This is a genomic window from Wolbachia endosymbiont (group A) of Apoderus coryli, assembly GCF_947251615.1.
Lineage (GTDB): Bacteria > Pseudomonadota > Alphaproteobacteria > Rickettsiales > Anaplasmataceae > Wolbachia.
In genome coordinates this window covers 967,243-980,956 of sequence record NZ_OX366367.1, presented here as the reverse complement: position 1 = coordinate 980,956, position 13,714 = coordinate 967,243, and the positions used below count along the sequence as shown (strand labels likewise).

The following is a 13,714-nucleotide window of genomic DNA, read 5'->3' as shown; positions in this document are numbered from 1 at the left end:
CCAATCTGTATGCTTATAACTTCTTCATTTGATCATGAGTAGATCAGTTGTCTCAGCTGCAATAGAGACACCTGCCTTAAGTAGCTACGTCAATTTTCTCTGTTTTTGCCCCTTTTTTTTCTGATGAAGATGTCTTCATTCTTCTCAGTAGCCAACATTCTTTTTAAAGTATAATCGTTACGTGCACCAAAGCATTAATAATTATACACAATTGTGAAGAAATATTCAATCTTTTTATTGTTTTGAATGTGTTGATGAAAAAAACGTCTGTCAGAGATCATCTGAGAATTGCATTTTAGGCTTTAGATGTAGAAGGGGTCTTATCGTCTTTTTATCAATACTCTAAAAATAGGCTTAAATCGCCAAGAGATGGATATCATGAATTTAGTAGCGTAAAAACATCAAAGATACCTCATATCATAAAGTTTAATGTCAACATTTGGTAGCAACATTCCCGATTTACAAAGCAGAGTCAATAAAGGTTGCAAATAATCTACGTATGTTGGACGTTTCTGTTGATGCTATTTCTAAAATAACAGATTTATCTATTGAGGAACTTGAAAATCACGCTTCCAAAACTTAACCTGAATTAAAAGCAACATTAGTTTACTGATTTCTATACAATATATTAAAATATCAACAAAGGTAATTACATAATTAATTATCTGCATTGCTGAATGAAATTCTTGTGCTTCTGTATTCAATATATAATATTAAAAAAATATTTTAGTAAATTTATTAAAGTAGATACTAGAAACTCGCTTATTTCGTTTTTCTAGCTCAGTTATAGTTTTGGATTTTGCTTGCAGAATTTGTCTATCACTTTCTGGTTATCCTCTATCATTTTACTTGCCTCTTGCTGAAGAAATTTGATATTTTTGAGTGTAATATTGTCCATCTCAGTCGATGCTACTTTCAATTGCGATTGTATTCTTATGTATTTATCATCTATTACTTGTTCTAGTTGATAATCAACGCAATCCAATCCAGAAGCAAACATCACATTCAGTAGTGGCTTGATCCACCCTATTTTGCCAAATCTCCTTGAGTTAGCATACTTTATACTTCTATTTGTTCCACCAGTGCCTATTGATAGCAGTATAATCTCATCATTTGGAAATAATCTCTTGCCACTTGCATATGCACAAGCTGCTGGATTATTAGCAAACACTCCGCCATCTATCAACACTCTCTCTGTTTGGCTAATTTTCAGACGTTTTGGTGTGAAGTACGTTGGAGCAGCTGTTGTAGCTCTGAGTGCATCTTTCAACTTAATGTTTTTTTCTTTCCAACTTTTGAAGAAAAATTCACAACTATTGTGAATGTCATAACTGGTGAGCAGTAGATTACTTGCAACATCGGCCATAGTACTTTCACCAAAGTATTTGTTGAGAATAAATTCCATATTTCTATACGAGTACTGAGAACCACTCAGCCAAGAAGCAATTGATTTTCTCCAAAATGATGATTGAAAGATATAAGCTCCATACTCTTGGTAAAGTCCAACTAAATCATTGGCAGAGTATTGAGGTTTATTGCTTTTACAAAGTCCAGCAACAATAATCCCACCGGTTGAGGTGCCTGCCATTAAATCAAAAATCTGGGAAATTGGCTTTTTTGTCCTAGATTCAATTTCTGCTAGAATAATGGCAGGAATTATTCCTCTGATTCCACCTCCATCAACAGATAAAATATACTTTGCCACTTTTTTATTTTTGTCTCTGCTCAAGTTCATTAACTTCCTCAGCAAGGTTTTTGACCCTTTCTTCAAGGCGATAGATGATTTCTGTAGTCCTTTGATTTTGCTCTATAAATTTATCATGCATATGCACTCTTAAGTCGAGCTTAGCTAGCCACCAGATCAATGCTATTGTTTGTATCACCATAGTAGCAATTACTGCTACAGGGATCTTTCCTGTGTTTGTCATCTTTTTTAAAGGAAAAGTTGTATATATACATATACAAGATTCATCAAAAATACGTCCAAAAAATCTTTTCTAAAATAAAGTTAATTAGTTGCACTAAACAAGCGATGTAAATAATATAATCAACATGAAATCTAGCCTTTTTTGGAAATTGTTAACAAGTTCAATAATACCGATAATATGCGTTATTGTTCTGTATCAGCACTTTAGTACAGACCAATTATCAAAAGATGTGCCAATAAAAAGTAAGGCAAGTGGCAATGATCTGGAAACATTATCTACTGCAGCTGAAAAATGTAATTTAGATACTGTAAGATCCTTAATAAAAAATGTAGTAGATATCAATGCTACTCATCATTTTGGTGCAACATCATTACACTATGCTACAAGCGGAGGCTGTTTAGAAGTCGTAAAATTTCTAATTGAAGAAGGCATTGATGTAAATACTACTGATGCTTTTAGCTGGACAGCTCTGCACTATGCTGTACGAAAAGGACATCTGGAAATTGCTAAATTTCTACTGAAAAATGGAGCAAATCCTTCTGCTAAAAACAAAGATAAAAAAACTCCTTTAGATCTTGCTGTAGAGGAATTAAACAATAATAAAGAAGATATCTATGAGGAAATTATCAATTTACTTTCCAACTATCAATTATTCCCGTAACAATAGTACGATAGCCAAGGTTATCAATTACATGCTCAGCCCTATTTATTATCCATTTACCATAAACTCCTTTGCGAAATCCAGAAAGATTAATCTTTGCTTCAGCAAATAATTCAGGATTTCCTGGCATTGTGACATTGAGTGTTGCTGCATTACTCATCAGCTGATTCAACTTCGCAGATGCTGCACTTTGTGCCAAATCACTACTTGCATAAATATCTCGCAAAATATAGCTTGGTTCTTGATCACCTACTTTTTCCGTTATTGTCTCTGCTTTTTCATAATCATACCAGTAAGCAATAACCGAGCCATATTGATTACGCTCATTAAATTTTACTTTCCAATTTGTAATATCTCTAGGTGTTAAAGTAATAGTGCTTAAAGTTTTTCCGGTAACTGATTTTGCTTTTCCTTTTGAAACAAACAGTAAATATCCTCCTGCAGGTTTTGCTATTGCTCCATAAATTTGAGCAAGCCTGGTTAAAAAATGCATATCGCTCTCTGCAGTTTGATCAATATGTGATATCATGATATTTACAAACTCTGCAGCAACCTTAGCTTGATAGCCATGTTTGTCTGCAATCTTTTTTACCAAATCATTTAAGGTGATTTGATGCCACTCATTAAACACTTGTTCCTTTAATGACTCTTTTAGATCCGCTGCATGACTCTTGATTTTTAGTCCTTGTGGCGGGCCTTGTAGCGTAATTTCATTCACTATGTAATCTCCCATCGGCACAATGCCAGTTTCTTTATACCCAAGTAAAATATTTAGCTTTGCCCCAGTTCTAGGAATTTCAAATAATGAATCACGGTCATCAAGATGAATTACAGCAGTATCACTTATTACTCCAGCTTCATCAGTAATATGCATTGATACTAACCGACTTTTTATCAACTCAGTGATTAAAATTCCCTCTACTGAAATACTAAAGTCTGGTGTCATTTTAATCCCATAGTTTTACTACTTGCTTTTGTGTCTCTTTTTGAATAACAGGAAGTTTAATGATTAATCCTGCAGGAAGAAGTTCGTACTCTGAAAGCCCAGGATTAGCTCTTAACACAATCTCAACTGCTCCTGAGCTGAATCCATAGTAGTTCCAGCAGATTAAATCTAACATATCATTTTCCTTAGTTTTGTAATATATCATTATCAAGTTGTATATCATCAACTGGATTATTTAGTGATCCGTCTGACAACACGTTATCATAGTGCTTCAAACTTAAGTGAAACTCAATCTTTCTTGCTTCACCATTTGGAAAAAAATATCTCTGCGTTTCTTCTATTTTCACAATAACAAAATGGCCTAAAATGTTACCTTGGCCATCAATGAGTAAAAGAGGTTTCGATAAATTTCGCATATTATTTATTTGCCCCAGTCCTCCTGAATAGATTACTCCCGCAAGCTCAATAACGTCCTCTCCAGGACCAATACTTTGAAGTAATGGCTTTTCTCCAATACGCTCAAGTGCAGGCCAGCGATATTCATTCCTGCGTGTGAAACCTCGCTCAGTTAATGAAAATCTATATGGACCAAGAGACAGCATAATTTAATTTATATCATAAAGTGCGCCACTAAATTGCTCTCTAATTCGCTCCATTACTTCATCAGCAATGCTACGTGTATCTTGCCCAGGGGTTGAATGAATATTAATACTGAAGTGATTATTTTGAGTTTTATTCTCTACAGCTTTACTGTGTGCCGCAATGGGGTACTTAAGAGAATCACTTATAACGTTATTTACAGACTTAACTTCTAGTTTAGACTCATTTCTTTTATTCCACAGATTACTGATTGTTCTAAAGGGCTGAGTAATATTATTCCAAAATTTTCCTACCCAATCAGAAAAAGATTTCCATACAATTTTCACTGATTCCCAGATAGTAACAAAAAAGTTCTTTACCACTTGCCATTTGGTAATTATCAAAGTTGCAGCAACAGCAAGACCGCCAATAACGAGTCCCATAGGATTACTCATTAAAGCAATTGTCAATGCTTTAAATCCAACAATAATTGCTGGAAAAACTGCAGAAAGACCTATTTTTACTAAAGTAATAACAGATCCAAACATTTTCCAAGTAGACAAAAAAGCGAATAAGGAACCTTTTACAAAAGTCCAAGCATAGCCAAGAGATATAGCTGCTATTTTAATGCTAATCAACGCTGTAGTAGTACTCATGATTACTGTAGTCAATACTGGATATTCCTTGGCATAAAGTGCTACTTGTGTAGTTGCTGACCTCAGAAGATTAACAGTAAAATTTAAAGGTGGTAATAATACAGAACCAAGATTCATTCCTACTTCTGCTATTGAATTCTTAAGTAGCTGAAGATTATTTGCTGTAGTATTTGCTCTATTTTCAAACTCTCTTTGCATTGAGCCCTTATATTCCCCGTTTATTAATCGTAAAGATTTTTTGTACTCGTCAAGACTACCAATGAGTAGTGCTATATCGTCTTGATATTCAAGACCAAAGAGATCAAAAAGAACGCTAGAACGTTCTTGCTTACCTAGTTTTGCAATTGTTTCTAAAAACTTAACTAATGTGCCTTGTGCATTCTTGCCAATTGCTTTTTCAAATTCCTTAGCATTTATTTTTAGCTGCTGAAAAGCTTTTTGAAAATTGCCACCTTGCTTACTTGCTGTTTGCAACTTACTGAGCATCGCATTAATTGCTGTACCTGCTTTTTCGGGGGTCTTACCAAGACTAATGAAGCTACTTGCTAAAGCTCCCGCTTCTACTGCAGTTAAGCCAAATTGCCTTGCTGTACCACCGATTCTGTTTAATGCAGGAACAATGTCTTTAGCTTTTGCTGCAGTGTTATCAGAGATATGGTTTATTGCATCACCAATGCCTTTCATTTCACCAATTTCAATTTGATAAATATTAGAAAGTTTAGCAATAGCGTCTCCTGCTTCTTCTGCTGACATATCAAATGCAGTTGCCATTTTGGCCACAGTGTCTGTAAAAGTCGTAAGATCTTTAGCTTTAATACCAAGTTGACCACCACTTGCAGTAATTTGCGCAAGTTCTGCCGCAGATAGCGGAATTGTACGCGACATTTCCTTTAATGTTTCCCCAAGTTTTGTTAAGCCATTTACATCTGTATCTTCAAACTTTACAACTTTCTTTACATCAGCCATGGCACTCTCAAAACTAATTGCAGCCTTAAGTGGTGCTGCAAGGGTGAGGCCAAGTGCCACAGCATCCATCATTTGAGCTTTGAAATTTGCTCTTTGTGCTAAAACTCCTTTACGTTTTTGCATTACGGAATTTAAAGCTGTATAGTTATTTTTAAGCTTTTCAATAGAAGAGCCAAGTTTAACTTGATCTCCAATAAGAGATTTTATATCTCTACCACTTTTACTGAACTCCGTGCGTAAATGGTGGAGAGCACTTCTTTTTTGTAAATAAGCTGTTTTAGCTTTCAGCGCTGCAGTTTTAGACCTTGTAAACTCGTTTTGCAGGCTCTTACTTGGTGCTCCTGTATTTTTTATCTGCTGAGCAAGAGATTTTGTTTTTATTTCTAGTTCATTCCAAGAACGCCTAGCAAGCAGAGCATCGTGGCTTAATTGTTTAAACTTGAATACTGATTTACTTGATGATTCAAGTTGTTTTATCGTACTACCAATACGAGAAAGTTGCTTCGTGCTACCTGCTATCGTACTATTAAAACTGCTTTGCAGTGTTGCTCCAATTACTATAGAAATTGCCTTCATTTGTATAATTTTCCGCTACTTTCAAACCAAGTAATAAATTCTTCAATATCCATATCAAGCCACTGATTGATTCCACCACCAACCATTGAGCTAAGTGATAATATGCTCAACCTCAATTCTTCTGCTGAGACAAAAAACCTTGTAACGTTTCTTGAATCTTATTGTAGTCTGCTAAATCAAATTCTTCTACTGCTTCTCTTGAAATACTTGCAAGATTTGCAATCAGTGCTACTTCTTTCTCTGCATCGCTATTACCCATACGTTCAACAGCTAAACGATCTCGAACTTTTGGACGGCGTAGAGTTAGCTCTGAAACTAAAATTCCATCGATTTTTATTGGTTCAGTTAATTTAATTTTTTGCATTGTTTTACCCTTTTAGTTAAATTCCTAAAGCTGTGCGCATAGAAGTCATTTGATCAACACCATCGATCTTGCGAATCATATTCTCAGCGTCAATTTCAATCAATTCTCTGCCATCAATGGTAAGCTTATAATAGTTGGCAGCAATTATACATTTTAGTGTTGCTTTTTCAGCAGCCTTCCAGTTACCAAAATCAAGTTCCTTAAAGAGCCCTCTTAAGTTAATTACTACTGATTCGGCATCACTACTTCCCTGCAAACCTCCTCTTAAAGTAAGAGAAACAGCATTATTGTTTATCAATCCGAAAAGTCTAAAGAGCTCAGAGTCATATTCAGAAAAAGTGAAATCTGCTTCAAGCTTTTCCATGCCCATATCAATATTTATTGGAATATCCATACCACCAGCTCTGTATTCTTCTGTTTTTATGGTAAGTTTTGGCAAGGTTACTTCATCTATTTTTCCTGCATAGCCACGACCATCAACAAATACGTTAAAATTCTTTAGGATCTTTGGTAACATCTCTCTTTCTCCTTTTACAATATTGCGCCACTCACAAGGTGTGACCTGAAAGTAATCTGTTCAGCTGGATATGGTGGCGTGAACTCAAAATCAAAAGACACTTTTCCGCTTGCAATATTTGTTGGTGTATTGAGCTCTGGAGTTGCATAACATTTTCCGCTAATAATCGCCCCTTGCGCTTTTAAATTTGCAAGATAAGAATTTACCCCCTCAATCACATCATCTATATAAGTTTTGGTAATATTGCGATCAACTGCCCATAAATGAGCTCGAAGTAGACTATCGTTGATTAAATCTGCAGTCCTTCTCACTGACAAAAAAGCCCATTTTGAGTCATTTGAACATGTTCTATTTCCCCAAAGCCTATAGCCATTTTGATGAATTATCGTTGTTACTTCATTTTCATTTAAATGGTTTGCTCTACAATTTGTATTACCGAGCGTAAAATCAATAGGCCTGCTTGTTCCAACAATACCATTTATTTCTTTATTTGAAGGTGAGTGCCAGAAGCCTTGCTCGCTGTCTATCTTAGCTATTAAACCAGCTACAAATGGACTCGATGGCAAGATTTTTTCTTTTCCTTCAATAAATAACTTAATCCATGGGTCAACTACGTAAACTCTTGAGCTGCCTACACTTTTTCTCCATTTTATTGCTTCTTCATCATTAGTATTTGGTCCGTCTGCAACAATAATTGCTCTTAATTTTTCTGCTATGGAAATTAAAGCACTCACTACTGGATTTACTCCATCTATTTCAGGTAACTGATGAGTAAACTGAGGTGCAATTAATATTCTTGGAGCAACATGAACTATGCTTTCACTGCTTAAGAACGCTTGAATTCCCTGATATTCTCCAGTTTCTTCGTTAACTCCACCAATGACATTGCTGAGCGTCTCTTCTACTTTCTCCTCAACTCGAATAACTACTACTGTTGCACCAATTTGGGAAAAAATTGCATTAATAGCTGAAGGCAAAGTCCCAGATTGACCAAGTTTTGCTGCTTCTTTTAAGCTTCCTGCTATTAATATTGGTTTATTTAGTGGAAACTTTTGCCCGTCAGCATCAGGTGCAGTACCAATTACTCCAATTACCGATGATTTAGCTGTTCGTACTGTCCTCGCTCCTGAGGTAACCTCGATAACATTTACTCCATGTAGAAACTGTTCTGTCATTTCTTTTTCCCCTTTTCAACTTTCTTGCATTTTTTGTTTACAATCATCTAGCAAAGTTTGCAGCTCTTCCTTACTTTTAGCTTCACCGATTTCCCTTTCAGCTATATCCACCAATTCTTCGCACTTGATTATTGCTTTTTTCGCTCTTTTTGCTTTTTCCTGAATTATTCTTGCCATTTCTACTACTGAAATTCCTCGGACTTTTGCTAATGGCTCTATAATTTCTGCATCTTTTTTGTCTATAGATTCTGGTGCTGCTAAAATGTTCTCTGCGGCTTTTGCTTGTATTTCGTACGACTTAGACTTCTGATGAGAATATCCTGAGTATTGGTGAGTATAGTTATCATAATAAGCATGAAGATTAGAAAGTGCAGAAAACTTCGCATTTTGTAGTAACTCCAATTCAATATCTTCTTGATTCCGCTGAGCAATTTTGCCTCCTTCTGTTAAACAATAGCTTTTTTGCCAATCAAAATCTTCTGGTGCTTCATACCAATCATTTTCAGTTGGCTTGCTTTCAAGTGTTGTTGTTTCTACTTGTTTATCATTTTCAAATCTAATGTAGATAGACATTGTTTGTTACCTCCAAATCTCATACGTGTTAGATAATCCTGGACATTGCCAAGCTTTTAGCGTTCTCTCCACATCTACTTCAAGTCCTGTAGTTAGAACATTGCTACGTATGTTATAAATCCCCCACTGAATAAATTGACCATAGTTGTGTACATAATTTGATGCAAGCATACCTTGACTAACTTGTGTCCTGGAATACAGGTAAGATGATGTGTAAAGTAATATTGCAACTGTTTTTCCTGCTGGAATCTCCACATTACCAGATCCAGCTAACTTGCTATCAGAACTCATGTATTGGTAAACATTTTTCCATACTATTTTTGAAATACTTGATTTATTAGAATTAGTGTTATCAGGAGTTCCCACAAATAATCCTGCTCCCCCATACTCCGTACTCGAATACGATGATCCAACAAATTCTATTGTCTTATTTATGTTCACATTGGTTGTATTTTTTACAAATACTACTCCAAGTGCAGCATACGGATAATAGTATATCTCATCATAACTACCAGAAAAACTTTTTGTGCATAACTCTCCGTAAATAAATGTTCCTTTACTTCCCTCTATAAAACTTAGTTGTCTTGGCCGATAAAAACTAACGTAATCTGTATTGTACGTATGGCTACCTGCTAGTAGTTGTAACATATAGTCAGTTTTTGTTATATCACTACTCCACTTTCCAAGCTCTGTCGTAAAAGTTCCGTGGCCAAAATAATTATTTTTTCTGCCAAGTACACCAAATAAGAAAGGTAATGACCCTGGTTCAACCATGTTGCGCTTTCTTATTTCATTTATAAGAGACACTTTTAACTGTTCATCCCGAGTTTTTACCTCATTAGAGATGTTTTCAATTCGAGTTTCTATTTCTCCTATAATTGATGAGCCAGGTGGTACATTATTAACAGCACGAAAATCTTCTACTAAACCTTTAAGACCATCTTTATGACTATTACTAATGCTATTTATTGCTGCAATATTGGCATTCTTTCTCGTATCAAGTAGCGATAAATTTGTTGTTCCTTTTTCATCAATTCTCTTTAATAACTGCTTCTCTGATTCAGAGATCACTGCTAAAGAACTAGCTTTTTTATTATCCAGATCAGTTAAGTGTTTTTTTGCACTATCAAGAAGCTCTTTTAGCTTACCATCAGTCATCTGTACAATTTCAGAAACTGCACTTTTGTCGACTATTGATTCCAATGCTTTAGCAAGATATGCTAATTGATCTGGTGTACTGTTTGCTGCTAAATCCTTAAGCCTCTTTTGTAGTGCATCAATTATTCCTTTTACTTCAGTCATCTGCACAACGTTGGAAATAGCTTTTTTATCTGCTATCAATTCCAGCGATTTTGCAAGATATGCCAGTTGATCAGGTGTGCTATTTGCTGCTAAATCCTTTATCCTTTGGTATATTGCTTCTTTCATTTCCAAAAATTTAAAAAAGTCTCAAAATTAAACCGCTCAAAATTACTCTTAAGTTGATTGTGCTCATCTTCTCTTTCGGTAATATCTTCATCTATTTTCTCAATTGTGGTACGGATACGAACAACATCCTGCACAGCAATATTTTCTGGATGAGGCAAAGAATATCCTCTACTTGTTTTATCATCTGACATTCTGCTAAGTGATAATGATTCGTAGATTTTTGACTTTAGGGCGATAAACAACTGTTCCACTTAAAACCAATTTTATCCTTGTATCATTACCATTAAAATTTGATAGCACATGAGTTCTCTCTACCAAATTTTCTCCAATTGGTTTTCCTGATGTTAAATTTACTAATTGCCAATCCACGTTTTTTTGTACATATGCTTTTACATCTGCAGTGCCAGGTATTAGCGCATCATATGTTATGGTGATCTTGGTGTTAGCTCCTGCTGTAATACTTCTTGTAACATAATCTCCTTTTTCCCCTATATTACCCATAACTAACTGTAACCCAGGATAGAGAACCGGACTTTTTTCTTTTGACCCTTTTAAATTTGCCTTTACTGTTAGCTCTCCAGATAATCTTTCACGCAGTGCAAGTGGCAAATTATCAGACAAAAAGTTCTCTTTTCCCTCTTCATCTGTTAAGATAAATTCCACATTGGTATCAAATGCTACTTTTTCGACGTTCGTCAAAACAATTAAATCTGATACGTTATTTGCAGTAACCTTGCCAAGATCAATAATGTGAGAAACTTCGCTAAATTTTGCAGCCAAAAGCCGAAACGTTAAGTCTAAGTTCTGATGTGGAGTCCAAGTACTTGCGTTACTAGATGAGAGTAATACTCCTACTTGATATGGCTGACTTGTTACCCAACGGCTATTTACTGCATCATATTTGCCAAGTTCTGCTATTTTGACTGCAGTACCAGAATCATCAGTAAGTAGCACTATTGCATACTCCTCTCCTGCATGGCAAAACACTGGCGACCATTCTATACGTGTTGCTGTGCCATCTACTTTTATATCTTTCGGCTCAATATAGCTTTCAGCAATAACAGTCTGCGAGGGCATTCCCACTGCTGTTTCTCTAATCTGCACAACAACACGTTTTTTGCCTTTATTTACAAACCATAGTTCCACGCCTCCTATGTGCCTACTTTCATTTAGAGTAAATGTTTGCGCTAAAGGATCAACTCTTCTTGCTGCGATAACTCTTCTTCTCTCTTCTATGGTAATAGTTTTTTTACCAGTATAAGTTGCCTCTCCATAGCTTCCTTTATCCCCATAAAACTGTACTAATTTAGTACCTGCTGGAATATTTGCTGGTACTTTCACCTTTCCCTTTAATTTTCCCTGGTTGTTAGCTCTTTTTTCCACTTTTTTTTCCTCTATGCCATAGGTATAATAGAAATGCCATCAAATTTTATTTCCTTAAGCTTTTCATCTGGCTCAAAACCTTCAATTTCAAAATTCTGTACTGCTTCTCTCATAAATTCAGTTTCGTATGAAGTACTTGACAGCAGCTCTGTCGTTTCTTTAACATTAAATACTCTTGTTACTGGACTTTTCCAATTTGTTTTTACCTCCGTCCAGTGATCTATATTTTTATTTAGAGTAATTTGTGCCGGTACTGGATCAAAAGCTTGATATGGATTGATCTTTTCTCCTTTGGTCTGTAAAAGCTGCTCCAGTACCGGTTCAAGTTCATACGGCAACAAATAAGTTTTTTCTCCTCCATCAATATCAGCAATAGTTACATCTATTGGTAAAATTAGTTCCTTGTTTACTATCGCTGCAGACTGCGAAATTCCTTGATCACGCATATCATCGTCAAAAAACGAATCAACAAATACTCCTTTTTTCGTGGTTGGCTCTCTTGAATTTGCATCATTGCGTAGACGTTCCTGTGCAACAAGAGCATAAAGATCATTTATTCCTTTTTTCATTGCTTCAAGCTCATTCATCGGTACAGCATGAATAGCATTATTCACTATTTTTACCCCTTCTTTTTCTCCGTTTTTCCATGTCTGATGAATGTAGCAGAGCAAAAGTTGTCCGCTAGGTGCTTTAGGCATTGATGGTCGCCAAGGGTGAGCTATACCTTTTATTCTCCTTACTGCTCCTTTGCTATCGATAGTAATTAAATCATAGCGGGGCATTTTCCAGGTGTAATCAATCAAAACCAAGCTGTTATCAACGGCACCTCTTACTTTACATCCCTCTTCACTTATATCTTCAGGGCTTACATGAGTACGACAGCGGTAAGTTATTTGATAACTACTTCCAGGAGCTGGCTCTTTACCAGGTAATGACCAATCAACGTTTCCTGCGTTTAATTTGTAATCTATACTATTTTCATAAATAACATTGCCTTGTTTAATTTGAATAATTTCAAGTACTGCAGAGTCAGGTATCGGATCAATGGCTCCTGAATATGAACCGTGAGTAATGGTAATAGTTTTTTGAACAGTTATATCTACTTTTTTGATTTCACTTATTGGAAAATCATTAACCTTCAGTTCCATTACTCTTTGGCTATTTGGCTGAAAAGTATGTGGCTCTGATTCAACTGATTTTATATCCGGATCTTCATCAAAAGAAACACGAATACTGTGAGGTAACTCAATTTCATAGCCATCAACATGAGCTTTGCCCTCATTAATCACAAATATTTTTTTTCCTCCTTCTCCCTCTTCCTTTTGCAGGAACATTACTTCAAGACCATTTACGACATAGGAACCATTGGCTTCTTTGTCATAACGAGCAAGAGCAGTAGTTACTATATTTGCTTGTGGTGGCGGTGAATGTTCTATTAATACTCCATTTTCAATGTTATAAATTGGATAAAATTCTCCTTCAGAAAAACGTGGAGAAAGACCTTCTGCTTGATAACCCCAAATGGTGGAAACTTTAAGCCTTGCAGCTCCTACTTCCTGATAGTTTCTTGTACCAACAGCAGGATCACGAAGATTTTCGTCCTCAAGTTCTGTAATCGTAGATTCTAGATAATAAACACCTATGCGAACTATAGTACTCAGTGGAATAATAAATTCTTCTTTTTCGACTTTTCTAACTGCTCCACGAAGATAGATTTTTCCTGATTCAAGCGTAACTTTACCAGTTTCTCTATCTATAATACAATTGCTTCCTGTTATAACATCACCATCACGAAATATTGCATCGCCTATGCCTTTAAGCTTAGAGAGAGCATACTCCTGAGTTTCGTTTAATTCTGCAGACTGTAGACCTCTTCCAGCTAGAAACAAGCTTTTCTCATATTCTTTGTCAGGATTAAAGCGGTTATAATAGGCGTTTAAAGTCATTTTATGCTAGAAAAAT

15 protein-coding genes are annotated in these 13,714 nt (G+C 35.6%); 1 reads left to right on the top strand and 14 read right to left on the bottom strand.

What is annotated here, in order from left to right; genetic code table 11:
• Positions 1-784: 784 nt before the first annotated feature.
• Both OPR43_RS04985 and OPR43_RS04980 read right to left on the bottom strand, forming a co-directional pair.
• Complete coding sequence (locus tag OPR43_RS04985) at positions 785-1,705, bottom strand: patatin-like phospholipase family protein (protein WP_226079692.1); 921 nt, start codon at positions 1,703-1,705, stop codon at positions 785-787.
• Between the two features lie 4 nt (positions 1,706-1,709).
• The gene (locus OPR43_RS04980) at positions 1,710-1,928 is read right to left on the bottom strand and encodes a hypothetical protein (RefSeq protein WP_012673232.1); all 219 of its coding nucleotides are present in this window, start codon (positions 1,926-1,928) and stop codon (positions 1,710-1,712) included.
• A gap of 124 nt (positions 1,929-2,052) precedes the next feature.
• Between OPR43_RS04980 and OPR43_RS04975 the strand changes: the two genes are divergently transcribed.
• Positions 2,053-2,589 carry an ankyrin repeat domain-containing protein gene (locus tag OPR43_RS04975; RefSeq protein WP_208571646.1) on the top strand — a complete coding sequence of 179 codons (537 nt, stop codon included), beginning with the start codon at positions 2,053-2,055 and terminating at the stop codon, positions 2,587-2,589.
• Here the strand turns inward: OPR43_RS04975 and OPR43_RS04970 are convergent.
• From OPR43_RS04970 to OPR43_RS04915, 12 genes are all read right to left on the bottom strand, one after another.
• Complete coding sequence (locus tag OPR43_RS04970; RefSeq protein ID WP_226079607.1) at positions 2,555-3,535, bottom strand: phage late control D family protein; 981 nt, start codon at positions 3,533-3,535, stop codon at positions 2,555-2,557. The genes OPR43_RS04975 and OPR43_RS04970 overlap by 35 nt on opposite strands.
• Position 3,536: 1 nt before the next feature.
• Positions 3,537-3,710 carry a tail protein X gene (locus OPR43_RS04965; RefSeq protein ID WP_255586148.1) on the bottom strand — a complete coding sequence of 58 codons (174 nt, stop codon included), beginning with the start codon at positions 3,708-3,710 and terminating at the stop codon, positions 3,537-3,539.
• A 10-nt stretch (positions 3,711-3,720) separates the two neighbouring features.
• Positions 3,721-4,137 (bottom strand): phage tail protein, encoded by a 417-nt coding sequence (locus tag OPR43_RS04960; protein ID WP_191110947.1) that lies wholly within the window; start codon positions 4,135-4,137, stop codon positions 3,721-3,723.
• Between the two features lie 3 nt (positions 4,138-4,140).
• Entirely contained in the window at positions 4,141-6,312 is a 2,172-nt protein-coding gene (locus OPR43_RS04955) for a phage tail tape measure protein (RefSeq protein WP_226079606.1), read from the bottom strand.
• A 112-nt stretch (positions 6,313-6,424) separates the two neighbouring features.
• Positions 6,425-6,676, bottom strand: coding sequence for a phage tail assembly protein (locus OPR43_RS04950; protein WP_015588509.1), 252 nt, complete (start codon positions 6,674-6,676; stop codon positions 6,425-6,427).
• A 16-nt stretch (positions 6,677-6,692) separates the two neighbouring features.
• Positions 6,693-7,193 (bottom strand): phage major tail tube protein, encoded by a 501-nt coding sequence (locus tag OPR43_RS04945; RefSeq protein WP_065094343.1) that lies wholly within the window; start codon positions 7,191-7,193, stop codon positions 6,693-6,695.
• Positions 7,194-7,207: 14 nt separating this feature from the next.
• On the bottom strand, positions 7,208-8,368 hold the full coding sequence (locus OPR43_RS04940; protein ID WP_264683027.1) for a phage tail sheath subtilisin-like domain-containing protein: 1,161 nt from the start codon (positions 8,366-8,368) through the stop codon (positions 7,208-7,210).
• Between the two features lie 15 nt (positions 8,369-8,383).
• Positions 8,384-8,941, bottom strand: a complete 558-nt coding sequence (locus OPR43_RS04935; RefSeq protein ID WP_264683025.1) for a hypothetical protein — start codon at positions 8,939-8,941, stop codon at positions 8,384-8,386.
• A 6-nt stretch (positions 8,942-8,947) separates the two neighbouring features.
• Positions 8,948-10,369, bottom strand: coding sequence for a hypothetical protein (locus tag OPR43_RS04930; RefSeq protein ID WP_264683024.1), 1,422 nt, complete (start codon positions 10,367-10,369; stop codon positions 8,948-8,950).
• On the bottom strand, positions 10,366-10,560 hold the full coding sequence (locus OPR43_RS04925; protein ID WP_214303255.1) for a hypothetical protein: 195 nt from the start codon (positions 10,558-10,560) through the stop codon (positions 10,366-10,368). The genes OPR43_RS04930 and OPR43_RS04925 overlap by 4 nt, the downstream gene beginning before the upstream one ends.
• 4 nt (positions 10,561-10,564) lie before the next feature.
• Positions 10,565-11,752: a hypothetical protein gene (locus OPR43_RS04920; RefSeq protein WP_264683023.1), complete on the bottom strand. Its 1,188-nt coding sequence runs from the start codon at positions 11,750-11,752 to the stop codon at positions 10,565-10,567.
• A gap of 11 nt (positions 11,753-11,763) precedes the next feature.
• Positions 11,764-13,698: a DUF4815 domain-containing protein gene (locus OPR43_RS04915; protein ID WP_264683021.1), complete on the bottom strand. Its 1,935-nt coding sequence runs from the start codon at positions 13,696-13,698 to the stop codon at positions 11,764-11,766.
• Positions 13,699-13,714 lie beyond the last annotated feature (16 nt).

What these genes read in the sequence shown, in the direction of transcription:
- OPR43_RS04980 (WP_012673232.1), bottom strand. Translation starts at nt 1,928, where the DNA reads ATGACAAACACAGGAAAGATCCCTGTAGCAGTAATTGCTACTATGGTG.
- OPR43_RS04975 (WP_208571646.1), top strand. Translation starts at nt 2,053, where the DNA reads ATGAAATCTAGCCTTTTTTGGAAATTGTTAACAAGTTCAATAATACCG.
- OPR43_RS04970 (WP_226079607.1), bottom strand. Translation starts at nt 3,535, where the DNA reads ATGACACCAGACTTTAGTATTTCAGTAGAGGGAATTTTAATCACTGAG.
- OPR43_RS04965 (WP_255586148.1), bottom strand. Translation starts at nt 3,710, where the DNA reads ATGTTAGATTTAATCTGCTGGAACTACTATGGATTCAGCTCAGGAGCA.
- OPR43_RS04960 (WP_191110947.1), bottom strand. Translation starts at nt 4,137, where the DNA reads ATGCTGTCTCTTGGTCCATATAGATTTTCATTAACTGAGCGAGGTTTC.
- OPR43_RS04955 (WP_226079606.1), bottom strand. Translation starts at nt 6,312, where the DNA reads ATGAAGGCAATTTCTATAGTAATTGGAGCAACACTGCAAAGCAGTTTT.
- OPR43_RS04950 (WP_015588509.1), bottom strand. Translation starts at nt 6,676, where the DNA reads ATGCAAAAAATTAAATTAACTGAACCAATAAAAATCGATGGAATTTTA.
- OPR43_RS04945 (WP_065094343.1), bottom strand. Translation starts at nt 7,193, where the DNA reads ATGTTACCAAAGATCCTAAAGAATTTTAACGTATTTGTTGATGGTCGT.
- OPR43_RS04940 (WP_264683027.1), bottom strand. Translation starts at nt 8,368, where the DNA reads ATGACAGAACAGTTTCTACATGGAGTAAATGTTATCGAGGTTACCTCA.
- OPR43_RS04935 (WP_264683025.1), bottom strand. Translation starts at nt 8,941, where the DNA reads ATGTCTATCTACATTAGATTTGAAAATGATAAACAAGTAGAAACAACA.
- OPR43_RS04930 (WP_264683024.1), bottom strand. Translation starts at nt 10,369, where the DNA reads ATGAAAGAAGCAATATACCAAAGGATAAAGGATTTAGCAGCAAATAGC.
- OPR43_RS04925 (WP_214303255.1), bottom strand. Translation starts at nt 10,560, where the DNA reads ATGTCAGATGATAAAACAAGTAGAGGATATTCTTTGCCTCATCCAGAA.
- OPR43_RS04915 (WP_264683021.1), bottom strand. Translation starts at nt 13,698, where the DNA reads ATGACTTTAAACGCCTATTATAACCGCTTTAATCCTGACAAAGAATAT.